Origin of the sequence: Natronorubrum marinum (genome assembly GCF_052040125.1) — an archaeon.
In the GTDB taxonomy this organism is placed as follows: Archaea; Halobacteriota; Halobacteria; order Halobacteriales; family Natrialbaceae; genus Natronorubrum.
The window spans coordinates 465,301-484,264 of sequence record NZ_JBPPFV010000002.1 but is presented as its reverse complement, the minus strand read 5'-3'; the positions used below and the strand labels follow the sequence as shown (position 1 = coordinate 484,264).

Here is an 18,964-nt window from a genome sequence, read left to right as displayed (position 1 = left end):
CCGTTACTCGTTTTTCGGCTCGAGGCCCACGCGATAGTCGGTCAGATTCTCGTAGCCGTCCTCGGTAACGACCACCAGATCTTCGATTCGCACCCCGCCCACCTCGGGATCGTAGATGCCGGGTTCGATCGAGATCACGTGACCGGGCTCGAGTTCGCCGCCGGACGGCGAGACGCTGGGCTGTTCGTGGATGTCGAGCCCGACGCCGTGGCCCGTGCTGTGGATGAAGCCGGTGTCGGTGCTCGGATCGCTGCGGAGGGTCTCGTAGCCGGCGTCCTCGATGACGTCGCAGGCGACGCCGTGGACGTCAGCCCCCGTGGCGCCCGCCTCGACGGCCTCGAGGGCGGCTTCGTAGGCTTCCTCGGTAATGTCGTACCGCCGCCGAGCCTCCTCGCCCGGGTCACCGCGGGCGAACGTACGGGTCATGTCCGCGAAGTAGCCCGTCTCCTTGTCCCGCGGAAAGATGTCGATCACGATCAGTTCGTCCGCCTCGAGCGGGCCGCTCCCGCGGTTGTGCGGGTCCGCGCCGTCGGCACCGCAAGCGACGATGGTGTCGTCGAGCCCGCAGCCGTGGCGAAGCAGGGTGATCTCGATCTCTTCTTTAACCCGTTCGCTCGTGAGCGCTTCGCCGTCGCGGACGAGCGTACCGTCGTCGTCGATATCCGCGCTCGCGATCAACTCCTCGGCGGTCGCCAGCGCGGCTTCGTTGGCGTCCTGGGTCGCGTCGATCTGTGCGAGTTCCCACTCGTGTTTGGTCGCCCGAATCTCCTCGACGATTCCCTCTGGTTCGACCGTGACCTCGAGGCCGCGCGCTCGTAACCCGTCCGCGGTTCCGGTCGGGAAGTTCCGGGGGACGGAAAGCGAGTTGACGCCGTGATCGTCCAGAAACGCCTCGAGCAGTCGGCTCTTGGCCTCGTAGGGACCGTGTTCCGCGACGAGTTGCTGGTAGTCGTAGTCGGCTCGACGCGCCACCGAATCGGCGCTCGCGTCCTTGCTCGCGCGGCCGTACTCGAGCCCCGAGACGAGGAGGTGGACGCCTTCGGGCGTGACGAGCGTCTGGTAGGGATCCGGCGCGGTGAAGCCGGAGACGTACCGCTGGTCGGAGTCCGACGCGTCGTCGTCGATCAGGTAGCCGTCCGCCTCGTTCGCCTCGAGCGACTCCCGTAGCGAGGAGAGGTCGACGTCGATATCCATACGTCGGAGTGTGGCCGGGGCGCACATAATATCGCGGATCGCGGTCGACCCTGAGCGATCGCAAACTGGATTCGGACCCATAGACTTATCATTTACCGATAGTCATTCCCCGTATATGAACCGTCGACGGGTTCTGGCGGCGGGAGCCACACTCACGCTGGCTGGCTGCGTCAGTTACCCCAGTAGCGAGACGGACGAACCCACTAGCGAGGAGTTCGCCGCAGCACTCGTCGAGGATGCGATCGCGACGCGTCGGGGGATGACCGATCTCACGGCGCGTCGAACGATGTCAGTCGAGACACCTGACGGGACCGTCGAACGAACCGAAGACGTCGTGCGAGCGCCGCCCGCCAAACAGCGGATCGAGGTGCTCGAGTCGACCGATCCGAACGCGCCGGTCGGCTCCGTTACGGTGACGAACCGCGAACGGACGTGGGAGTACAATCCGGAGACGGAGATCGTCGATCTGCAGCACCATCCGCACAAGGTCGACACCGACGGGACGCGACTCGTCCTCGAGGCCCTGCTTGAAACGGATCGGCTGGGGTACGACGGGACGACGACCGTCGACGGCCGCGAGGCGCACGTCGTCGAAACCCGGCCACCGGTCGACGACATCGGTCGCTCGATCGACCTCGTGGTCGGGGATACGACGTACGTTATTCCGCTGTCGGCGGCCGATCTCGAGGGGCTCGACGTCGCGCGGACGATCTGGATCGACGACGAGTACCGGTACCCGGTCGGAGAGCGGAACGCGGTCGAGGACGACGGCGAGACGCGGTACAGCGTCTCGGTCACGTACGAGGAGCTCTCGATCGACGACGGAACCGACTCGGAGACGTTCACGTACCAGCCGCCGACGGACGCGCGGGTCGTCACCGACGGTCCCGAACCGGATGGCGTCTTCGAGTCGCGAACGGAGGCGGGGGACGCCGTCCCGTACGACCTGCCGGATCCCGACGTCCCGAGCGCGTACGGACTCGATCGGATCACCGTCGTCGAGAAGGCCGAACGGTTCGGAACGACCACGACGCTGTGGTACAACGATCCGAACGCGGTCGCTCGGGAACTGTTCGTGGTCGTACGAGAAGTCAGACGGTTCAAGCCGAACGTCCTCGAGGAAATCGAGGTCGACGACCGGACGGTCTACTATCGCGACGGCCGGATCCAGAGCGTCTTCTGGGAGTGTGACGACCTGAACTACGAAGTCTCGAGTCTGACGGCCGACGAGGCGCTCCGCGATATCGCGGCGTCGATCGGCTGTCCGTGAGACGCTCGGACCGACTCGATACCGGCGTACTGAACCGTCCGAAGCGGCCGTTTTGAATTCGAAAACTGAACGTGAACGACCACAACTATCACCATTATTTATGCCCGACCGTTCGAAAGAACGAGTATGACCGGAGTACGTTTCGAGAACGGAAAGCGTGTCATTCGCGGCTGGAACGCCGTCTTCAAGGCCCTCTCTGCCGATCCACGTCGGCAACTCGTCATCTCCCTGCTCGACAGTCCGTCCGATGAATCCGTTCCGCTGCCGGAGAGCGCGGTGAACCCGAACGTCCCCCCGAACCCGGACGATCTCCGACGGGAGTTGTTCCACCGACACCTTCCGATGCTAGCAGATGTGGGGTTCGTCGAGTGGGAACCCGAACCGTTCGTCGCCTCTCGCGGCCCTCGATTCGACGAGGTCGCCGTCGTTTTCGACGCCTTACAATCTGAGGCGACCGACATTCCCGATTCGCTGGTCCTCGGCTGTCAACGGCTCGAGCGGGAACGCGAACTGCGATCCGGAGACTGAGCCACCGCTGTGGCAGCGTGCGCTCGGGTCGGCATCGACGGTTCACCTCGTGACGGCCGGTGTTCGACTTCGCGGATCGGTATCGGTATAGGGCGGCCACCCCACAGACCGACCATGAACGTCAGTATCACGCCCTCGAGCGTCGAGGGCTCGGCGCGGGCACCGCCGTCGAAGAGCTACACCCATCGGGCGATCCTCGCCGCGGGCTACGGAGACCGCGCGACGGTTCGTGACGCGCTCTGGAGCGCGGACACGCAGGCGACCGCCCGCGCCGTCGACCTGTTCGGCGGCGACGTGACGCGACGCGAGGACGGGACCCTCGAGATCGACGGCTTCGACGGCCGGCCCGACGTCCCCGCAGATGTCATCGACTGCGGCAACAGCGGGACGACGATGCGCCTCGTGACCGCCGCGGCCGCGCTCGCGGACGGCACCTCGGTGCTCACCGGGGACGAATCGCTGCGCACGCGACCCCAGGGACCGTTGCTCGAAGCGCTCGAGGATCTCGGCACCGAGGCGTTCAGTACGCGCGGAAACGGGCAGGCTCCGCTGGTCGTCACCGGCCCGCTGTCGGGTCGGACGGTCTCCATTCCGGGTGACGTCTCTTCGCAGTACATCACCGCGCTCCTGATGGCCGGTGCGGTCACCGACGAGGGGATCGACGTCGTCCTCGAGACCGACCTCAAGTCCGCGCCGTACGTCGACATCACGCTCGAGGTGCTCGCGGACTTCGGCGTCGACGCGCGCCAGACCGAGGACGGCTTTGCGGTCGACGGCGGGCAATCCTACCGACCCGTCGGCGGCGAGTACGCCGTCCCGGGCGACTTCTCGTCGATCTCGTACCCGCTCGCGGCGGGTGCCACCGCCGGCGCGGACGGCGGAAGCGTACGAATCGAGGGGGCCAACCCGAGCGCGCAGGGCGACACCGCCATCGTCGATATCGTCGACCGAATGGGAGCCGACGTCGAGTGGGACCGCGAGGCGGGAACGATCGACGTCTCGAGCGCTCCGCTCTCGGGGATCGAGGTCGACGTGGAGGACACGCCGGACCTGCTGCCAACCATTGCGACGCTCGGGGCCGTCGCCGAGGGCGACACTCACATTACAAACGCCGAGCACGTCCGCTACAAGGAGACCGATCGCGTGAGCGCGATGGCCGAGGAGTTGGGCAAAATGGGCGTCGAGACGACCGAGGAGCGCGACTCGCTGACGATTCACGGCGACGACTCCGACCTCGTGGGGGCCACGGTCTCCGGCCGTCGCGACCACCGAATCATCATGTCGCTCGCGCTCGCTGGACTGGTCGCCGACGGCGAGACGACCGTCGAGGGGGCCGACCACGTCGACGTCTCGTTCCCCGGCTTCTTCGCGATGCTCGAGGACCTCGGCGCCTCGCTCGAGCGAGCCGAGTAACGAAGCTAAGTAAACCACCGCGTGGCGTTTACGGTGGATAGCATATCGCTGGAAATTTTACCGATGTACCTAGCTATATGTGCGTACAAAGATGGTGATAAACTATGGCAGACACCACGCCGGTAATCGTTAGCGCAGTCCGAACGGCCCAGGGAAGGGAAGACGGCGCACTGTCCGAGTTCCGTAGCGAGGACATGTCCATCCCGCTGGTCAACGAGATGCTCGCGGAGACCGGCCTCTCCGGCGACGATATCGACGACCTGATGTGGGGCTGTGCCCAGCAGCGCGACGAACAGCGAGCGAACATCGCCCGACAGATCGCCCTCTTCTCCGATCTCGGCGAGGAGGTTCCGGCGACCACCATCGACCGACAGTGTGCATCCTCCGCACAGGCGATCATCAGCGCCGCGGACTCGATCGCCGCGGGCCGACAGCAGGCGGTCTTCGCGGGCGGCGTCGAGAGCATGAGCCGCGTGAAAATGGGGTCGGCCGAGAGCGGGAGCATGCACCCGAAACTCGACGAAGAGTACGGAATGGCCAACCTCATGATGGGGATGACGGCGGAGAAGGTCGCCGAGAAGTACGGCGTCTCCCGGGAGGAACAGGACGAGTACGGCGCTCGGAGCCAGCAACGCGCCGTCGAGGCCACCGAAGAAGGGAAATTCGACGACGAGATCGTCCCGCTCGAGACGGAAGACGGAGTCCACAACAAGGACGAGGGACTGCGTCCCGGCACCACCCCCGAGAAACTCGCCGAGTTGCCGACCGTCTTCAAGGAAGACGGCACCGTCACGCCCGGTAACGCCTCCCAGATCGCCGACGGCGCGGCCGGGGTCCTCCTGACCAGCCGCGACTTCGCCGACGAGAACGACCTCGAGATCCTCGCCGAAGTCGGCACCAGCTACGTCGCCGGCGTCGACCCGACCGAGATGGGCGTCGGCCCCGTTCCGGCAACCGAGGGACTGCTCGAGCGCGCCGGCCGCGAGATCGACGACTACGGACTCGTCGAGATCAACGAGGCCTTCGCGAGCCAGACGCTGTACTCCCAGCGAGAACTGGGGATTCCGGACGACCAGCTGAACGTCAACGGCGGCGCCATCGCCATCGGCCACCCGCTGGGCTGTTCCGGCGCGCGCCTGCCGGTCACGCTCGTCCACGAGATGAACCGCGAGGGCGTCGAGCGCGGCATCGCGACCGAGTGCGTCGGCTTCGGTCAGGGAGCGGCGATCGAGTTCGAATTGCCCTGAGACGGTTGGTCTAGGTTTTTGGTCTCTTCGCGAACGACGTGAGCGAAGGTCCGCTCGGTGACTGGACCGACGGCACACTGGGTTCGGGGCTACTCGAGCGTCTGGACCTGGGCGGTCGGTACACCCTGATCGGCAGCTGCGTCTCCGAGGGGACCGTCCTCGGTAACCAGTGTGAGTTCATTTCGCTGAGCGACAGCGAGATACGACGCATCGTAAAACGTCAGGCCGTTCTCTCGAGCTACGTGCATCGTCTCCGACCCCGTCGCTACTGCGAACTCCATCTCGCGCTCGAGCCGATCGAGGATATCGATCGCCTCATCGACCTCTAAATCGCGTAGTCCGTCTCGAGCAACGCCGATTTTCCAGACCACGTTCGACGCCTCGTATCGCGTCAAATCGAGCCAGTATTCGTCGAACAGGACGTCGATCCCGACGCTTGATCCGCCCCGTCCGAGAACCACCTCGACTACTGAGCTCGCGTCGAACACATACGAAGCAGGCATCCGTTATCGCTCCTCGCGCGTCTCTCGGATAGCAGAGACGATCTCGTCCGTCTCCACACCGTCGCCGACCTCTTTCCGAAGGGAAGCGGCGTCGTTTCGAAGTTGTTCCCGTCGACACTCCTTTACCTCGTTCTCGAGTGCGTCTCGGATGACTTCACTCACGTTGATATCCGCGCCATCGATATCCCGTTTCAGCTCGTCCGGGATCTTCGCCGAGACTGTCTCGGTCATACAGTAGAGTATTACGGCTCAGTATTACAAAAGCGTTTGCAAGAGACTACAGTGTCCATCCTATCTCTGGCAGTTGGTCGCCGATAGGGGATGACGACGTAGACTCTCGGTTCGGAGACATCGATATGACCGGCTGGATCAACAGTGGTCGGCGTCCGACTCCGTCGTCGTCTCGACCTCACCGTCCTCGAGGACGAACAGCTCGGTTCCGGGGCAGGGGTCGTCGAACGACGATTCCTCGAGATCGGTCATGCTCGGTTCCTCGTCGTCGATACCGACGGTGATTTCGTAGTCCTCCCGCCCATGGAGGAAGACGACGACGTGGGCCTCGGGATCGAGGTCGTAGCTCCCCTCGAACGAGGTGGCTCCGTCGGCCGATTCGATCTCGAAGGTGACGGTATGTCGATCGTCGTCGAGGTTCCAGAGGCGGACGCGATGGGGTGGCTCGTCGTCGCTCTGGGAGCCAATCGTCGCTCGAGCGATCGGATCGGCCGGCTCCGCCGGCGGCTCGGGCTCGGAATCGTCCTGGGCGGCTGCCGACTCGACGAGCGAGAGACAGCCGGCGAGCAACGAACGGCGTTGCATGGTATATTCTAGCACACACCGTTCAAGACAAAGAGCATTGGGGATGGATGTGCAGCCTCGATTTCGAGTCGTTGCGTCCGAAGCCCACTCCGATTCCGGACCGTTGCGGAATCACGTACCGCTAAGTGTCCCCGTCCCCGAGAGGGGCGTAATGAACGGCAACCGCTTCGGTCGTCTCTTTCAGGTGACCACGTTCGGCGAGAGCCACGGGGAAGCGATGGGCTGTACCGTCTCCGGCTGTCCCGCGGGGCTCGAGCTTTCCGAAGACGATATTCAGGAAGACCTCGATCGACGCAAACCCGGCCAGTCGATGATTACGACCAGCCGCGGCGAACCCGACGCGGTCTCGATCAAATCGGGGATTCAGGACGGCTACACCACCGGCACGCCGATCGGACTGATCATCCAGAACAAGGACGCTCGCTCGGGCAAGTACGAACCCTTCATCACCGCGCCGCGGCCCAGCCACGGCGACTTCACCTACTCGGCGAAGTTCGGCACGCGAAACTGGGGCGGCGGCGGTCGTTCGTCCGCGCGAGAGACGGTTAACTGGGTCGCTGCCGGCGCCATCGCAAAGAAGCTTCTCGCACGGGAGGGCATCGAACTCAAGGCCCACGTGAACCAGATCGGCGACGTCGAAGCCCCGGAGGTCAGTTTCGAGGAGATGCTCGAGCACTCCGAGGAAAACGACGTTCGCTGTGCCCACCCCGACACCGCCGACGAGATGCAAGACCGAATTGCCGAGTACCAGGAGGAAGGCGACTCCATCGGCGGGAGCATCTACTTCGAGGCGCAGGGCGTTCCCGTCGGTCTCGGGGCACCACGATTCGACTCGCTGTCCGCCCGACTCGGACAGGCGATGATGGCGATTCCGGCGACCTCGGCGTTCGAGTTCGGGCTCGGGACCGAGGCCGCCGAGTGGACCGGCAAGGATCGAAACGACGACTGGGAGTTCGACGATGAAGGGAATCCGACCCCCGTCGAGAACGATCACGGCGGCATCCAGGGCGGCATCTCGAGCGGCGAGCCGATCTACGGCGAGGTCACCCTCCACGCGCCGACGTCGATCCCGAAGAGCCAGCAGACGGCCGATTGGGAGACGGGTGAACTCAAAGAAGAGAAGGTCATCGGTCGCCACGACCCGGTTCTGCCGCCGCGCGGCGTTCCCGTCGTCGAAGCCATGCTCGCCCTGACGCTCGTCGACTTCATGCTACTGTCCGGTCGACTCAATCCCGACCGCGTCGACGATCAGCCCGGCGAGTACGATACGGAGTACCACCCGAGCAACCCGAACAACGAGTAGCGACCGTTCTCGCGTTTCTGAGTTTTTGTTGCCTGACTCGAGGCTCGACGGTCTCGAGTGCCACCCTCGGGCCGGCAGCCGCCTCATTCCTCGCTCGAGTGAGTTACGAATCACTCGACCCGCGTTTCGGTCGGCGGCAGGTCGTCCAACATCGGAGACGCCGACTGAGCGTATTCGAGACCGTCGCCTCGAAACCGTATATAACCATTTCCGCTCGCGCAAGTATGGCGTCACCGTCGCCGACATCGGTCGTTTAATCGTACACAAACAATAGGTAAATTCACTAATATACCGAACGTTCACGGTCAATAATCGCGTATATTGTGTGGTTGTTCATTCTTCACGATAGATGCATGATAATCTATAGCAAAGGCTTTAGGTCACGTAGATCAAAATCGGGGTACGGTTGGCCATACCGGCCACTGATCTACTATGAGCGACGACGAACTTATCTGGCGAGTTGCAGGCGGTTCCGGAGACGGAATCGACTCGACGAGTCAGAACTTCGCGAAAGCGCTGATGCGCTCGGGGCTCGACGTATTCACCCATCGGCACTATCCGTCGCGGATTCGCGGCGGCCACACCTACGTCGAAATCCGAGCCGCAGCCCACGAGGTACAGTCACGGGGCGACGGCTACAATTTCCTGCTCTCGCTGGGCGACTCCTTCGCCCGCAACCCGCAGGAGGAAGCCTACTACGGCAACGAGGAGATCAAACCCCTGTCCGAGAACTTAGACGAGTTGCGTGAGGGCGGTATCATCGTCTACGACGAGGGGCTGGTCAGCGAAGAGGACGTCGAGGAAATCAACCTCGAGGAGCGTGCCGAGGAGAACGACTGGCACGTCTTCCCGATGGACCTCCGCGGCCTCGCTAAAGAGCACGGGCGCGAAGTCATGCGCAACACCGCCGGTGTCGGTGTCACCGCGGCCCTGCTCGACATGGATCTCGAGCACATCGAGGATCTGATGTCCGACGCCATGGGCGGAGACATCCTCGAGGCGAACCTCGAGATTCTCCACGAGGCCTACGAGATGACCAACGAGGAGTACGAGTTCGAACACGACCTTCGAGCGCCGACGGGGTCACACGACACCGAGCAGGCGCTGCTGTCGGGTTCGAACGCGATCGCCTACGGTGCGATCGACGCCGGCTGTCGGTTCATCGCCGGCTACCCGATGACGCCGTGGACGGACGTCTTCACCATCCTCAGCCAGAACTTCCCCGACATGGGTGGGATCTCCGAGCAGGTCGAAGACGAGATCGCCGCCGCCGCGCTCGCCCTCGGTGCGAGCCACGCCGGCGCGAAGGCCATGTCCGGCTCCTCCGGCGGTGGCTTCGCGCTGATGAGCGAACCGCTCGGACTCGCCGAGATGACCGAGACGCCGCTCGTCCTCGTCGAATCGATGCGCGCCGGTCCGTCGACCGGCCTGCCGACGAAACCCGAGCAGGGCGACCTCGAGTTCGTCCTCTACACGAGCCAGGGCGACTCCTCACGAGTCGTCTTTGCCCCGGGAACTATCGAGGAGGCGTACGAACAGACTCGACTCGCGTTCGAAATCGCTTGGGACTACCAGCTTCCGGTGATCGTCATCTACGATCAGAAGCTCTCCGGCGAGAACAAGAACGTCGACGTCGAGTTCTTCGACCGAGAGCCCGCGCCCGACCTGGGCTCGACGCTCACCGAAGACGAACTCAAGGAGGCCGCCCACGACGCGAGCGGCAAGTTCAAGCGCTTCAACTACGAGGACGCCGAGAACAACGTTGTCCCGCGGTCGCTGCCCGGCCAGAAGGGTGGGCGCTATCTCGCGACCGGGAACGAACACAGCCCCGTCGGACACATCGAGGAAGATCCGGACAACCGAGTCGCGCAGATGACTCGCCGGATCGAGAAACTCGACACCATTCGCGACGAACTCGACGAGAAGCACCCCTCGAACCAGACCTACTACGGCGACGACGACGCCGACTACGGCATCATCACGTGGGGATCGAGCCACGGTGCCGTCGCCGAAGCCGTCGAACGGCTCAACGAGGACGGCCACTCCGTCAAAGGAGTCACCGTCTCGGACATGATGCCGTTCCCCGAGGCGGAGATGACTGAATTCCTCGAGAGCGTCGACGAGGCGATGGTCGTCGAGATGAACGCGACCGCACAGTTCCGCGGCCTGATCCAGAAGGAACTGGGTCTCTTCGGCGAGAAGATGACCAGTCTCCTCAAGTACAACGGGAACCCGTTCGAACCGGCGGAAGTCGTCGAAGGCTACGAGGTCAACCTCGCCGAGGAGGACCGCGAGCCGACCGCACAGGTACGAATCGAACCCGCTGCAGGTGACTAATCATGAGTGCATTCAACGCCATCGGAGAGGAACGAGAGATCGACCGGGACGAGTTCACCCCCGGTGTCGAACCGCAGCCGACCTGGTGTCCTGGCTGTGGCGACTTCGGCGTGCTGAAGTCGCTCAAGCAGGCTCTGCCGGAAGTCGGCAAGACGCCCGAGGAGGTGCTGACGGTCACCGGAATCGGCTGTTCCGGCAAGCTGAACAGCTACCTCGACACCTACGGCTTTCACACGATCCACGGCCGCTCGCTGCCCGTCGCTCGGGCCGCAAAGCTCGCCAACCCTGAACTCGAGGTCATCGCCGCGGGCGGTGACGGCGACGGCTACGGTATCGGAGGCAACCACTGGATCCACACGGCCCGGGAGAACCACGACATCACCTACATCGTCTTCAACAACGAGATCTTCGGCCTGACGAAGGGCCAGACCTCGCCGACGAGTCCGAAGGGCCACAAGTCCAAGACCCAGCCATCCGGGAGCGCGAAGACGCCGCTGCGTCCGCTGTCGATGTCGCTGAACGCCGGTGCGAGCTACGTCGCTCGCACGGCCGCGGTTAACCCGAACCAGGCAAAGGAAATCATCGCGGAAGCCATCGAACACGACGGCTTCGCCCACGTCGATTTCCTGACGCAGTGTCCGACGTGGAACAAGGACGCCCGGCAGTACGTCCCCTACATCGACGTCCAGGAGTCCGACGATTACGACTTCGACGTCCACGACCGGCGCGAAGCCGCCGAGATGATGTACGAGACCGAGGACGTCCTCAAAGAGGGGACCGTCCTGACGGGCCGATACTACATCGACGACGATCGGCCGTCCTACCAGCAGGAGAAGTCGGCCGTCGGCGAGATGCCCGACCAGCCCCTCGCCGAGCGCTACTTCGACGAAGACGGCGAGTGGGAGCGCAGCTACGACCTGCTCGACCGGCACAAGTAACCGTCGACGCAGCGTTTCGACGCCGCTCGAGACGCGATTCGATTTTTACCGTAATAGCCTCGACGAGCGACCGCTGCCGGTGAATCAGTCCGAACCGTCTCGTTTTCGACGGTCACCGACGCTGGTCGTTAACACACCGGCTTCGCTGACTCGCCAATCGAGACGGCAGTCTCGCTTTCGTACCCGTTGCCGGCGAACACCGAGTAGTACAGGCCGTCACACGACCACTGGAGTTCGGTTCCCTCGTCGGTGTGGGCGAGCGTTCCCGTCGCGTTCCCCACGGCGACCGGATCGCCACCGGTCGCGAACTGCCGCTGGCCGTCGCTCGTGGTGACCGCGATCGAATTTCCGTTCCCGTCCCGGTAGCTCAGGGTCACCTGTGTCCGATTCTCGTCGTGGAACTCGTACTGACTGATTTCCTCGAGTTCGACGCCCTCGGGAAGCGCGCCAGTCCCGGGTTCGGCGACCGAGAACGGCGCGGCCGCGTCGGCCTCGCTAACAGACTCGTGGTGAGTGATCGTCGGTAACACGAACTCCTCGGCGTCGCTCCCGTCCTCGGTTTCGGGCGGTTCGAACAGCCCCTCCTCGAGCGGCTCGTCGAGCGAGAGGGACCGATACGCCGTCTCCAGTTCGATCCCGTCGCCGGCGATGGCGTGTTTGACCGGGAACATGCTCTCCTGATCGAGCCAGAGTTCGACCCGGTCGGCGCTTCGTTCGGCCGTATCTACCTCGCTCGTCTCGAGTGGCAACACGTACTCGTCGGAGCCGAGCTGGACGCTGATCGAGCGATCGATCGTCTCGTTCGCCGGCGGATCGAACTCGACGCGGTAGACCTCGTGGCCGTCGACCGTCGTCTCCTCGATCTCGGTTACGTCGTAGCTCTCGACGTACCGCTCGGGCTGTTCGTAGAGCCCCTCGAGGTAGGACCTCGCGGTCGAATCAATCTCGTAACTCCGCACCGAATCCGCCTCGCGGTCGTGGAAGTAGCGCTCACTGCCGTCGTTGACAATAACCATTTCGGCGCCGTCTTCGGTCGTCTCGATCCGACTCGCGCCGTCGGCACGCAGCCAGACGGTTTCGGTGTGCGTGGTCACTTCACCGTCGACCGTCTCGGTGATTTCGACCGTCGCAGCGGCCGACTCGGGCGGCTCCGTCTCCGCGAATCGCTCCTCGAGGTGGTCCTGCGAGACGCCCTCGTCGGGAAGGGCCACACAGCCGGCGCTCAGGCAGGCGAGTGCGACGACCACCAGGAGGAGGACGGATTGATGAGTGGCATCGCTGGGGGACATGTTCGGCAAGTTGACACCCGTGGCATATTATCTCACCGGTCGTCGCCGGGTGGAGTCGACGCGCGACGAGTGCCCTCAGCCGCGGTAGCCGAACCCGCGTGCGAACAGTTTCGTGAGGTAACTCAGGACGAGCAGGGCGACGAGTAGCCCGCCGAGTGCAACGGGCTGGAAGCCGTAGAACATCTCGCGAATCCCGTAGGCGACGACGAGTGCGCCCATGAGCAGGGCGGTGCCGCCGGCCCACCGCGAGACGTACGCCGGATCGACTGACTCGTCGTAGTTCGCGTGGAGGTCCGCCCGTCCGCGAATCGCGATGAGGTAGCCGAGAAACAGGATCGCGATCCCACAGAGCAGCCAGACGGTCCCGCTGATGAGACTCGGATCGACCATGTTCTTCGCCGAAACTCGGGTCAGTACGCGAATAAGTCCCTCGGTCCCGTCTCGGTGGACGACGCGACGAACTGTCGGCGAGGTCGTCGGTTCGCTCCGTGTCCGAATACCGGCGGCTGAACGGGCCGATGGCGGCGTCGTCCCCGGAATTTCGGTCGTTTTCGGATACAAAAGATATTTTTCCGTCCGAGCAAAACAGTATCTCATGAGCACACAGGCGACGGAGGATCGCATCCTCGACGTTCTCGAAGAGGATGCCCAGGCGTCCTACGCCGAGATCGCCGACCGCGCGGACGTCTCGAAGCCAACGGTTCGAAAGTACATCAACAAGCTCGAGGAGGAGGGCGTGATCGTCGGCTACTCGGCCGACATCGACCCGAAGAAGCTCTCGAGCAAGACCATCGCCATGGTGGGGATCGACGTCGCGAGCGAACGCTACGTCGAGGCGACGAACGCTCTCAAAGGTCTCGCGCAGATCGAAGCCCTCTACAGTTCCAGCGGCGACCACATGCTGATGGCCGAGGTTCGCGCGGCCGACGGCGACGCGCTGGGCGAGATCATCTCCGAAAATATCCTCGAGATCGACGGCGTTACCGCGGCCCATCCGTCGTTCCTACAGGAGCGTCTGAAGTAGTCGGAACCGTCGGGGTGAGACACTGTTCGGCCATTCGGTTTTTACGCTGGCCCCCGTGGGCAGAGCTATGCCGACTTACGATCGCCAGAGCACGATCGACGCGCCGCTCGAGGATGTCTGGCAGTTTCACTCCCGCATCGAGGGGCTCGAAGCGCTCACGCCCGACTGGATGGGGCTGCGCGTCGAGTCGATGATCGGACCGGACGGCGAGCGAGCGCCCGAGGTGCTCGAGGCCGGCACCGAAATATCCCTGTCGATGCGGCCGTTCGGCGTCGGTCCGCGCCAGTACTGGACCTCCCTGATCACGGAGCGCGAGCGCGGCGACAGTGTCGCCTACTTCCGCGACGAGATGGTCCGCGGCCCGTTCGATCACTGGGTCCACACGCACACGTTCTTCGCCGACGGCGAGGAGACGGTTCTGCGGGACCGCGTCGAGTACGAACTGCCGGGTGGCGACATTCCGGGTATCGGCCGGCTCGTCGGTGCGGCCACCCCGTTCTCGAAGATCGGATTCGAGGGCATGTTTCGAACGCGTCATCGGTTGACGAGGGCGCACTTCGAGTGATCGATCACGGTTCTCGGCCGTCGAGCCGCGCCGTTCGACGGCCGAACCACGTGCGTTTTGGTGATCCGGCCGATAGCCACACGTATGACTGAACGCGACGGAGTTCCGCTCGAGCGGCGCCGGCTGCTCGGACTCCTCGGGACGGGTGCGGTTGCGGGGTTCGCGGGCTGTAGCGGCGGTGACGACGAGTCCGACGACGAGGACGAGAACGGAACCGACGAGCGGCTGATCGAGCCCAACATGGAGCATCCAGGCGACGATCCGATCGATTTCACCGGCGACCAATCCTGTCCGGTCTGCGGGATGCCCCCGGTGAACTACTCCCGGTGGAACGCGCAACTGGCACACGAGGACGGGACGGGAGCGATCTTCGACACGACCGGCTGCCTGTTCGCGTACGTCGCCGCGACGGCGTCCGACTCGCCGATCGAAAACGCCTGGACGATGGACTACGAGACCCGCGATCTCGTCGACGCGACCGAGGCGCACTACGTCCTCATCACCGACGAGGACGCGGTGGACGATCCGATGACCATCAACCCGCGTGCCTTCGGCGACGAAGCCGACGCCCTCGAGTTCGTCGAAGACTGGGACGCAGAGGAGCTGACGGAAGACGACGTCATCGGTCTCGAGGACGTCGATCGAGACGTCGCGATGATCTACCGGCCGGGCCGAATATAGGGCCCGAGTCCGCCCGTTCGATGACCGACGAGGAGCGATTCTGTACTCACGTTCGACGGTGGATCAGGAGGACGCCGGCCACGACGAGTCCGCCGCCGAGCACCGTCGTGACCGTCACCGACTCGTTGAGTATCACCGCGCCGAGGACGACGGCGACGGCCGGTTCGGCCGTACTAATGATGCCTGCTCTGCTCGCCCCGAGCCGCGGCAGTCCGGCGTACAGCAGGAGGATCGGCACCGCGGTGGAGAGTATCGACAGCGCGGTCAGGACGCCCCAGGCCGCCGTCTCGCTCGCCGACGGCACTGCGAACGCGTCCATCGCGACGCCGATGGCGAGAAAGGCGACGCCGGCCGCCGGCAGGACGTGTGCCGTCAACAGCTCCGGATCGACGGACTCGAGGACGCGCTCGCTGCCGATTACGTAGCCGGCGTAGCTCACGGCGCCGCAGAAGACGATGAGTACGCCTCGCGGATCGGCGCCGGCCGGATCCGCGCCGACGATGAGGGCGACGCCGCCGAGCGAGAGACAGAGCGCCGCGACGAGCGTTCGACTGACTCGGTCGGGGTTCGTCGCGATTGTCACGATGACGATGATCGCGGGATAGGTGTAGAGGACGATAGCAACCAATCCTGCAGTCAGATACTCCAGCCCCCAGAAGTAGAAGCCGCTCATCGCACCGAAGCCGGCGACGCCGAGAACGGTCGCCTGACCGAGCGTGGCGCCGGTGAGCAGTCGCGCTCGGCCGCGGAGCGCGAGCAACAGCCAGAGGACGGCGGCCGCGATGACGAACCGGAAGACGAGGGCGGTCGGGATCGAGAGCCCGACATCGCTGGCGAGCGTGCCGAAGATCCCGGTGGCTCCGAACCCGACGGCAGATGCGAGTACGTACGCGACGCCGACCGTCCGCTCGTCCATACGGAAACTCCCGCAGTCGGCCCTTTAGCAGCAGCGATCCGGAACCGTCGACGCCTCGGGCTGAGCGGAGTCGACTCGAGCGAGCGTCGAGAACGGCCGACGCGCCCGCTTCCGGAAGGCGTTTGAGATTCCGCTGAGTGTCACGAACCGTGCGCAGTTCCGACCTCGAGGTGACGCCCGTCGCCGCCCTGGCGTTTGCGGTGTTCGCGGCGAGCACCAGCGCCATCCTGGTTCGCTGGAGTACGGCCCCGAGTTCGGTCGCCGCCTTCTACCGGGTGCTGTTTACGACGGTGCTGATCGCCCCGGTCGCCCTGCTTCGCCACCGCGAGGAGTTCGGTCGACTCTCGAGTCGGGACCTCGGCTTCGCGATCCTCGCGGGGATCGCGCTCGCGATCCACTTCGCGGCGTGGTTCGAGAGTCTGAATCACACGAGCGTCGCGGCGAGCGTGACCATCGTCCAGAGCCAGCCCATCTTCGTCGCGCTGGGGGCGGCACTCGTCCTCGGCGAGCGGATCAACCGCGAGACCGTCGTGGGAATTACCGTCGCCATCGTCGGCGCGGCCGTCTTGTCGTTCGGCGACGCCGGGCAGGCACCGGTCTCCGAGGCGACGCTCTACGGGAATTCCCTCGCGCTGCTCGGAGCGATCACCGTCGCGGGCTACGTGCTCGCCGGCCGATCGATCCGCCAGCGCGTCTCGCTGTTCCCCTACGTCACCGTCGTCTACACGGCCTGTGCGCTGACGCTGTGCCTGCTCGTCGGCGCGCAGGGCCACGACTTCCTCGCGTATCCGACGCGGGAGTGGCTGCTCTTTCTCGGCATGGCCGTTGGCCCCGGCGTCTTCGGACACACCGTCATCAACTGGGTGTTGAAACACCTCGAGTCGGTCGTGGTGAGCGTCGCCTGGCTCGGCGAACCCGTCGGGGCGACGCTGCTGGCGCTGGTGTTGCTCGCGGAGGTTCCCGACGCGGTGACCGTGGTCGGCGGGCTGGTCGTCCTCGCAGGAATTTACGTGACGACGATCGAACGAGAGCGGCGACAGCGGCCGGAGTCCTGATCGCTGGGCCGAACTGTCGCTACTCAGAAAGCCTCTCGAGGTGTCGCTCGCCGGTGTCCGTAATCGTGTACACGCCGCCCGAAATCTGCCGAACGTGCCCGTCGGACTGCAGTTCGTGACACTCCTTGCTCACCGTCACCGGATGGACGTCGAGTGCGTCCGCAAGCGACGCCGTTTCGACCGCCCCGCGCTCGTCGAGGACCCGGAGGAGCACTCGACTCGAGCAGTTGGTCATCGTATAACCACCTACTAGGGAAAAATATGCATAGTTGTTTCGGTACCGTGTCGGACTGAGAGAAACTCAGGATATCGTGAAGGACTCGGGGATCGAAGCGGACGGTCACCCGAAGCACCGCAACGTGGGTACCGGTAGCCGCTCGGTGGTTCGATCGGGACCGTCGATTCTTTGGTACCGGCGTTCGCAAACGAACTATGGTGGGACACCGAGGGCGTCAGATCGGGCTCGAGCACACCGCCCGCTTCGAGCGGATAGCGAAATCGAATCCCGACGGCGAACGGTGGTCGCGATGAGACGGCGGGAGTTCGTGATCGTCGGGGTGGGATCCATTTCGGTCACTTGTACGGGCTGTCTCGACGACGGGACCGACGATTCCGCCGACGAAAGCGAAACCGAACCGATCGACGACTCGCCGCCGTTCGAACTCCAGACCCTCGACGCCCCCGGCAGTGAGGCGGGAACCGTCACGATTCCGCGGGCGGGGCAGGTTATGCTCATCAACTTCACTCGGACGGATTGTCCGACCAGTCTGGGATTACTGCCTGCGATCGACGAAGCGAGGGCTGAACTCGAGGCCGCCGAGAGGGACGTCGAGGTCATCTCCGTCTTCGACGGCTCGTCCGGCCCGACGAACTCGCCCGAGGAGTTGGCCGACTGGTGGGACGAACACGACGGCAACTGGACGATCGCTATCGACGAACACGGCGTACTCAACGACTACTACGACGTTCGGAGTTTCCCGACCCTGGTCGCCATCGACGGCGACGGCGAGGTCCACTGGCGCGATGAGGGCGGCACGACGGCAGGGAACATCGTCTCCGGCGTCGAAACCGCACTCGAGGCACAGGCGTCGACGGACGACGAAGAGACGGACGACGAAGAGACGGACGACGAAGAGACGGACGACGAAGAGACGGACGACGAAGAGACGGACGACAACGGGACGGACGACGAAGAGACGGACGACAACGGGACGGACGACGGCGAAGAGACGACGGACGACTCGGGGACCTAATCGCGCGCCGGAAGTTTCGGGTACGACTGGGTGCCACCGCTGGAGTTCCGAGCCACGAGCGTCGCGACCGCGGCGATACCGCCCGAGACGGGCCGGCGTCGCTCCTCGTAGGAGAGGATCGTCAGGTCGAGACACGCCCGGAGGAGATCGTTCGACCGGTACTGAAACCGCTCGCTCGAGGGGCCCACCTCGACCGCGTCACTCGAGCGCAGGTGGTGTTCGTAGACGAGCACGCCGCCGGGTGCTAACGCCTCCTTGAGCGCGGGCAGGTGTTCGAGCGCCGCGAAGAAGCTCACCGTAATCACGTCGTAGGCGTCGGTTTCGAGATCGAACTCGGTCAGGTCGGCCCGGATCCAGTTCACCTCGAGATCGCGTTCCTCGGCCCGCGCCCGCGCATCCTCGAGCGCCACGTCGGAGATGTCGACGGCGTCGACGTCGTAGTCGTTGGCGGCGAGAAACCGCGCGTTCCGTCCGGTGCCGGTCGCCACGTCGAGTGCGCGCCCGTCGGGCAGGGTCGCGAGCCGTCGCTCGAGTTCGGGAATGGGGGTGTCGGGAAGGCTCCACTCGACGCGATTGTACTTCTCGTTCCACCGCTCGCGCTCGTCGCTCATGGCCGTCACAACGGGCGGGCG

The 18,964-nt window shown here is 64.6% G+C and carries 21 protein-coding genes; 12 read left to right on the top strand and 9 right to left on the bottom strand.

The window, feature by feature from the left end:
• Positions 1-3 precede the first annotated feature (3 nt).
• Positions 4-1,194, bottom strand: a complete 1,191-nt coding sequence (locus ACSFC5_RS12040; protein ID WP_440765492.1) for a M24 family metallopeptidase — start codon at positions 1,192-1,194, stop codon at positions 4-6.
• Between the two features lie 115 nt (positions 1,195-1,309).
• Between ACSFC5_RS12040 and ACSFC5_RS12035 the strand changes: the two genes are divergently transcribed.
• The 4 genes from ACSFC5_RS12035 (at position 1,310) to ACSFC5_RS12020 (ending at position 5,652) form a co-directional block, all read left to right on the top strand.
• Positions 1,310-2,464: a LolA family protein gene (locus ACSFC5_RS12035; protein WP_440765491.1), complete on the top strand. Its 1,155-nt coding sequence runs from the start codon at positions 1,310-1,312 to the stop codon at positions 2,462-2,464.
• Between the two features lie 126 nt (positions 2,465-2,590).
• A complete protein-coding gene (locus ACSFC5_RS12030) occupies positions 2,591-2,992 on the top strand; it encodes a hypothetical protein (protein ID WP_440765490.1) in 402 nt (133 codons plus the stop codon).
• Positions 2,993-3,106: 114 nt separating this feature from the next.
• Complete coding sequence (aroA, locus tag ACSFC5_RS12025) at positions 3,107-4,405, top strand: 3-phosphoshikimate 1-carboxyvinyltransferase (protein ID WP_440765489.1); 1,299 nt, start codon at positions 3,107-3,109, stop codon at positions 4,403-4,405.
• Between the two features lie 104 nt (positions 4,406-4,509).
• A complete protein-coding gene (locus tag ACSFC5_RS12020; protein ID WP_440765488.1) occupies positions 4,510-5,652 on the top strand; it encodes a thiolase family protein in 1,143 nt (380 codons plus the stop codon).
• An 89-nt stretch (positions 5,653-5,741) separates the two neighbouring features.
• Here ACSFC5_RS12020 and ACSFC5_RS12015 read toward each other — a convergent pair whose 3' ends face one another.
• From ACSFC5_RS12015 to ACSFC5_RS12005, 3 genes are all read right to left on the bottom strand, one after another.
• A complete protein-coding gene (locus ACSFC5_RS12015; RefSeq protein ID WP_440765487.1) occupies positions 5,742-6,113 on the bottom strand; it encodes a type II toxin-antitoxin system VapC family toxin in 372 nt (123 codons plus the stop codon).
• A gap of 45 nt (positions 6,114-6,158) precedes the next feature.
• Positions 6,159-6,386, bottom strand: a complete 228-nt coding sequence (locus tag ACSFC5_RS12010; protein WP_440765486.1) for an AF_0619 family ribbon-helix-helix protein — start codon at positions 6,384-6,386, stop codon at positions 6,159-6,161.
• Between the two features lie 138 nt (positions 6,387-6,524).
• Positions 6,525-6,971 carry an Ig-like domain-containing protein gene (locus tag ACSFC5_RS12005; RefSeq protein ID WP_440765485.1) on the bottom strand — a complete coding sequence of 149 codons (447 nt, stop codon included), beginning with the start codon at positions 6,969-6,971 and terminating at the stop codon, positions 6,525-6,527.
• A gap of 151 nt (positions 6,972-7,122) precedes the next feature.
• Here ACSFC5_RS12005 and aroC point away from each other — a divergent pair, with 151 nt between their 5' ends.
• From aroC to ACSFC5_RS11990, 3 genes are all read left to right on the top strand, one after another.
• The gene (gene aroC / locus ACSFC5_RS12000) at positions 7,123-8,274 is read left to right on the top strand and encodes a chorismate synthase (protein WP_440765484.1); all 1,152 of its coding nucleotides are present in this window, start codon (positions 7,123-7,125) and stop codon (positions 8,272-8,274) included.
• Between the two features lie 432 nt (positions 8,275-8,706).
• Positions 8,707-10,611 carry a 2-oxoacid:acceptor oxidoreductase subunit alpha gene (locus ACSFC5_RS11995; RefSeq protein WP_440765483.1) on the top strand — a complete coding sequence of 635 codons (1,905 nt, stop codon included), beginning with the start codon at positions 8,707-8,709 and terminating at the stop codon, positions 10,609-10,611.
• Between the two features lie 2 nt (positions 10,612-10,613).
• Positions 10,614-11,549 (top strand): thiamine pyrophosphate-dependent enzyme, encoded by a 936-nt coding sequence (locus ACSFC5_RS11990; RefSeq protein WP_440765482.1) that lies wholly within the window; start codon positions 10,614-10,616, stop codon positions 11,547-11,549.
• Positions 11,550-11,677: 128 nt separating this feature from the next.
• On the opposite strand, the gene ACSFC5_RS11985 is transcribed toward ACSFC5_RS11990, so the two are convergent.
• Both ACSFC5_RS11985 and ACSFC5_RS11980 read right to left on the bottom strand, forming a co-directional pair.
• Positions 11,678-12,838: a LolA family protein gene (locus tag ACSFC5_RS11985; RefSeq protein ID WP_440765481.1), complete on the bottom strand. Its 1,161-nt coding sequence runs from the start codon at positions 12,836-12,838 to the stop codon at positions 11,678-11,680.
• Between the two features lie 75 nt (positions 12,839-12,913).
• On the bottom strand, positions 12,914-13,228 hold the full coding sequence (locus tag ACSFC5_RS11980; protein ID WP_440765480.1) for a hypothetical protein: 315 nt from the start codon (positions 13,226-13,228) through the stop codon (positions 12,914-12,916).
• Positions 13,229-13,433: 205 nt separating this feature from the next.
• Here ACSFC5_RS11980 and lrpA1 point away from each other — a divergent pair, with 205 nt between their 5' ends.
• The 3 genes from lrpA1 (at position 13,434) to ACSFC5_RS11965 (ending at position 15,108) form a co-directional block, all read left to right on the top strand.
• Positions 13,434-13,862 (top strand): HTH-type transcriptional regulator LrpA1, encoded by a 429-nt coding sequence (lrpA1, locus tag ACSFC5_RS11975; RefSeq protein ID WP_440765479.1) that lies wholly within the window; start codon positions 13,434-13,436, stop codon positions 13,860-13,862.
• Between the two features lie 67 nt (positions 13,863-13,929).
• On the top strand, positions 13,930-14,427 hold the full coding sequence (locus tag ACSFC5_RS11970) for an SRPBCC family protein (RefSeq protein WP_440765478.1): 498 nt from the start codon (positions 13,930-13,932) through the stop codon (positions 14,425-14,427).
• A gap of 84 nt (positions 14,428-14,511) precedes the next feature.
• Positions 14,512-15,108, top strand: coding sequence for a nitrous oxide reductase accessory protein NosL (locus ACSFC5_RS11965; protein WP_440765477.1), 597 nt, complete (start codon positions 14,512-14,514; stop codon positions 15,106-15,108).
• 46 nt (positions 15,109-15,154) lie between these two features.
• On the opposite strand, the gene ACSFC5_RS11960 is transcribed toward ACSFC5_RS11965, so the two are convergent.
• Positions 15,155-16,024 carry a DMT family transporter gene (locus ACSFC5_RS11960; protein WP_440765476.1) on the bottom strand — a complete coding sequence of 290 codons (870 nt, stop codon included), beginning with the start codon at positions 16,022-16,024 and terminating at the stop codon, positions 15,155-15,157.
• 149 nt (positions 16,025-16,173) lie between these two features.
• On the opposite strand from ACSFC5_RS11960, the gene ACSFC5_RS11955 reads away from it, so the two are divergent.
• Positions 16,174-17,079, top strand: a complete 906-nt coding sequence (locus ACSFC5_RS11955; protein ID WP_440765475.1) for a DMT family transporter — start codon at positions 16,174-16,176, stop codon at positions 17,077-17,079.
• A gap of 19 nt (positions 17,080-17,098) precedes the next feature.
• On the opposite strand, the gene ACSFC5_RS11950 is transcribed toward ACSFC5_RS11955, so the two are convergent.
• Complete coding sequence (locus ACSFC5_RS11950; RefSeq protein WP_440765474.1) at positions 17,099-17,314, bottom strand: helix-turn-helix domain-containing protein; 216 nt, start codon at positions 17,312-17,314, stop codon at positions 17,099-17,101.
• Positions 17,315-17,606: 292 nt separating this feature from the next.
• Here ACSFC5_RS11950 and ACSFC5_RS11945 point away from each other — a divergent pair, with 292 nt between their 5' ends.
• Positions 17,607-18,332: a TlpA family protein disulfide reductase gene (locus ACSFC5_RS11945; protein WP_440765473.1), complete on the top strand. Its 726-nt coding sequence runs from the start codon at positions 17,607-17,609 to the stop codon at positions 18,330-18,332.
• Here ACSFC5_RS11945 and ACSFC5_RS11940 read toward each other — a convergent pair.
• Complete coding sequence (locus tag ACSFC5_RS11940) at positions 18,329-18,943, bottom strand: class I SAM-dependent methyltransferase (protein WP_440765472.1); 615 nt, start codon at positions 18,941-18,943, stop codon at positions 18,329-18,331. The two genes, ACSFC5_RS11945 and ACSFC5_RS11940, sit on opposite strands and share 4 nt — an antisense overlap.
• Positions 18,944-18,964 lie beyond the last annotated feature (21 nt).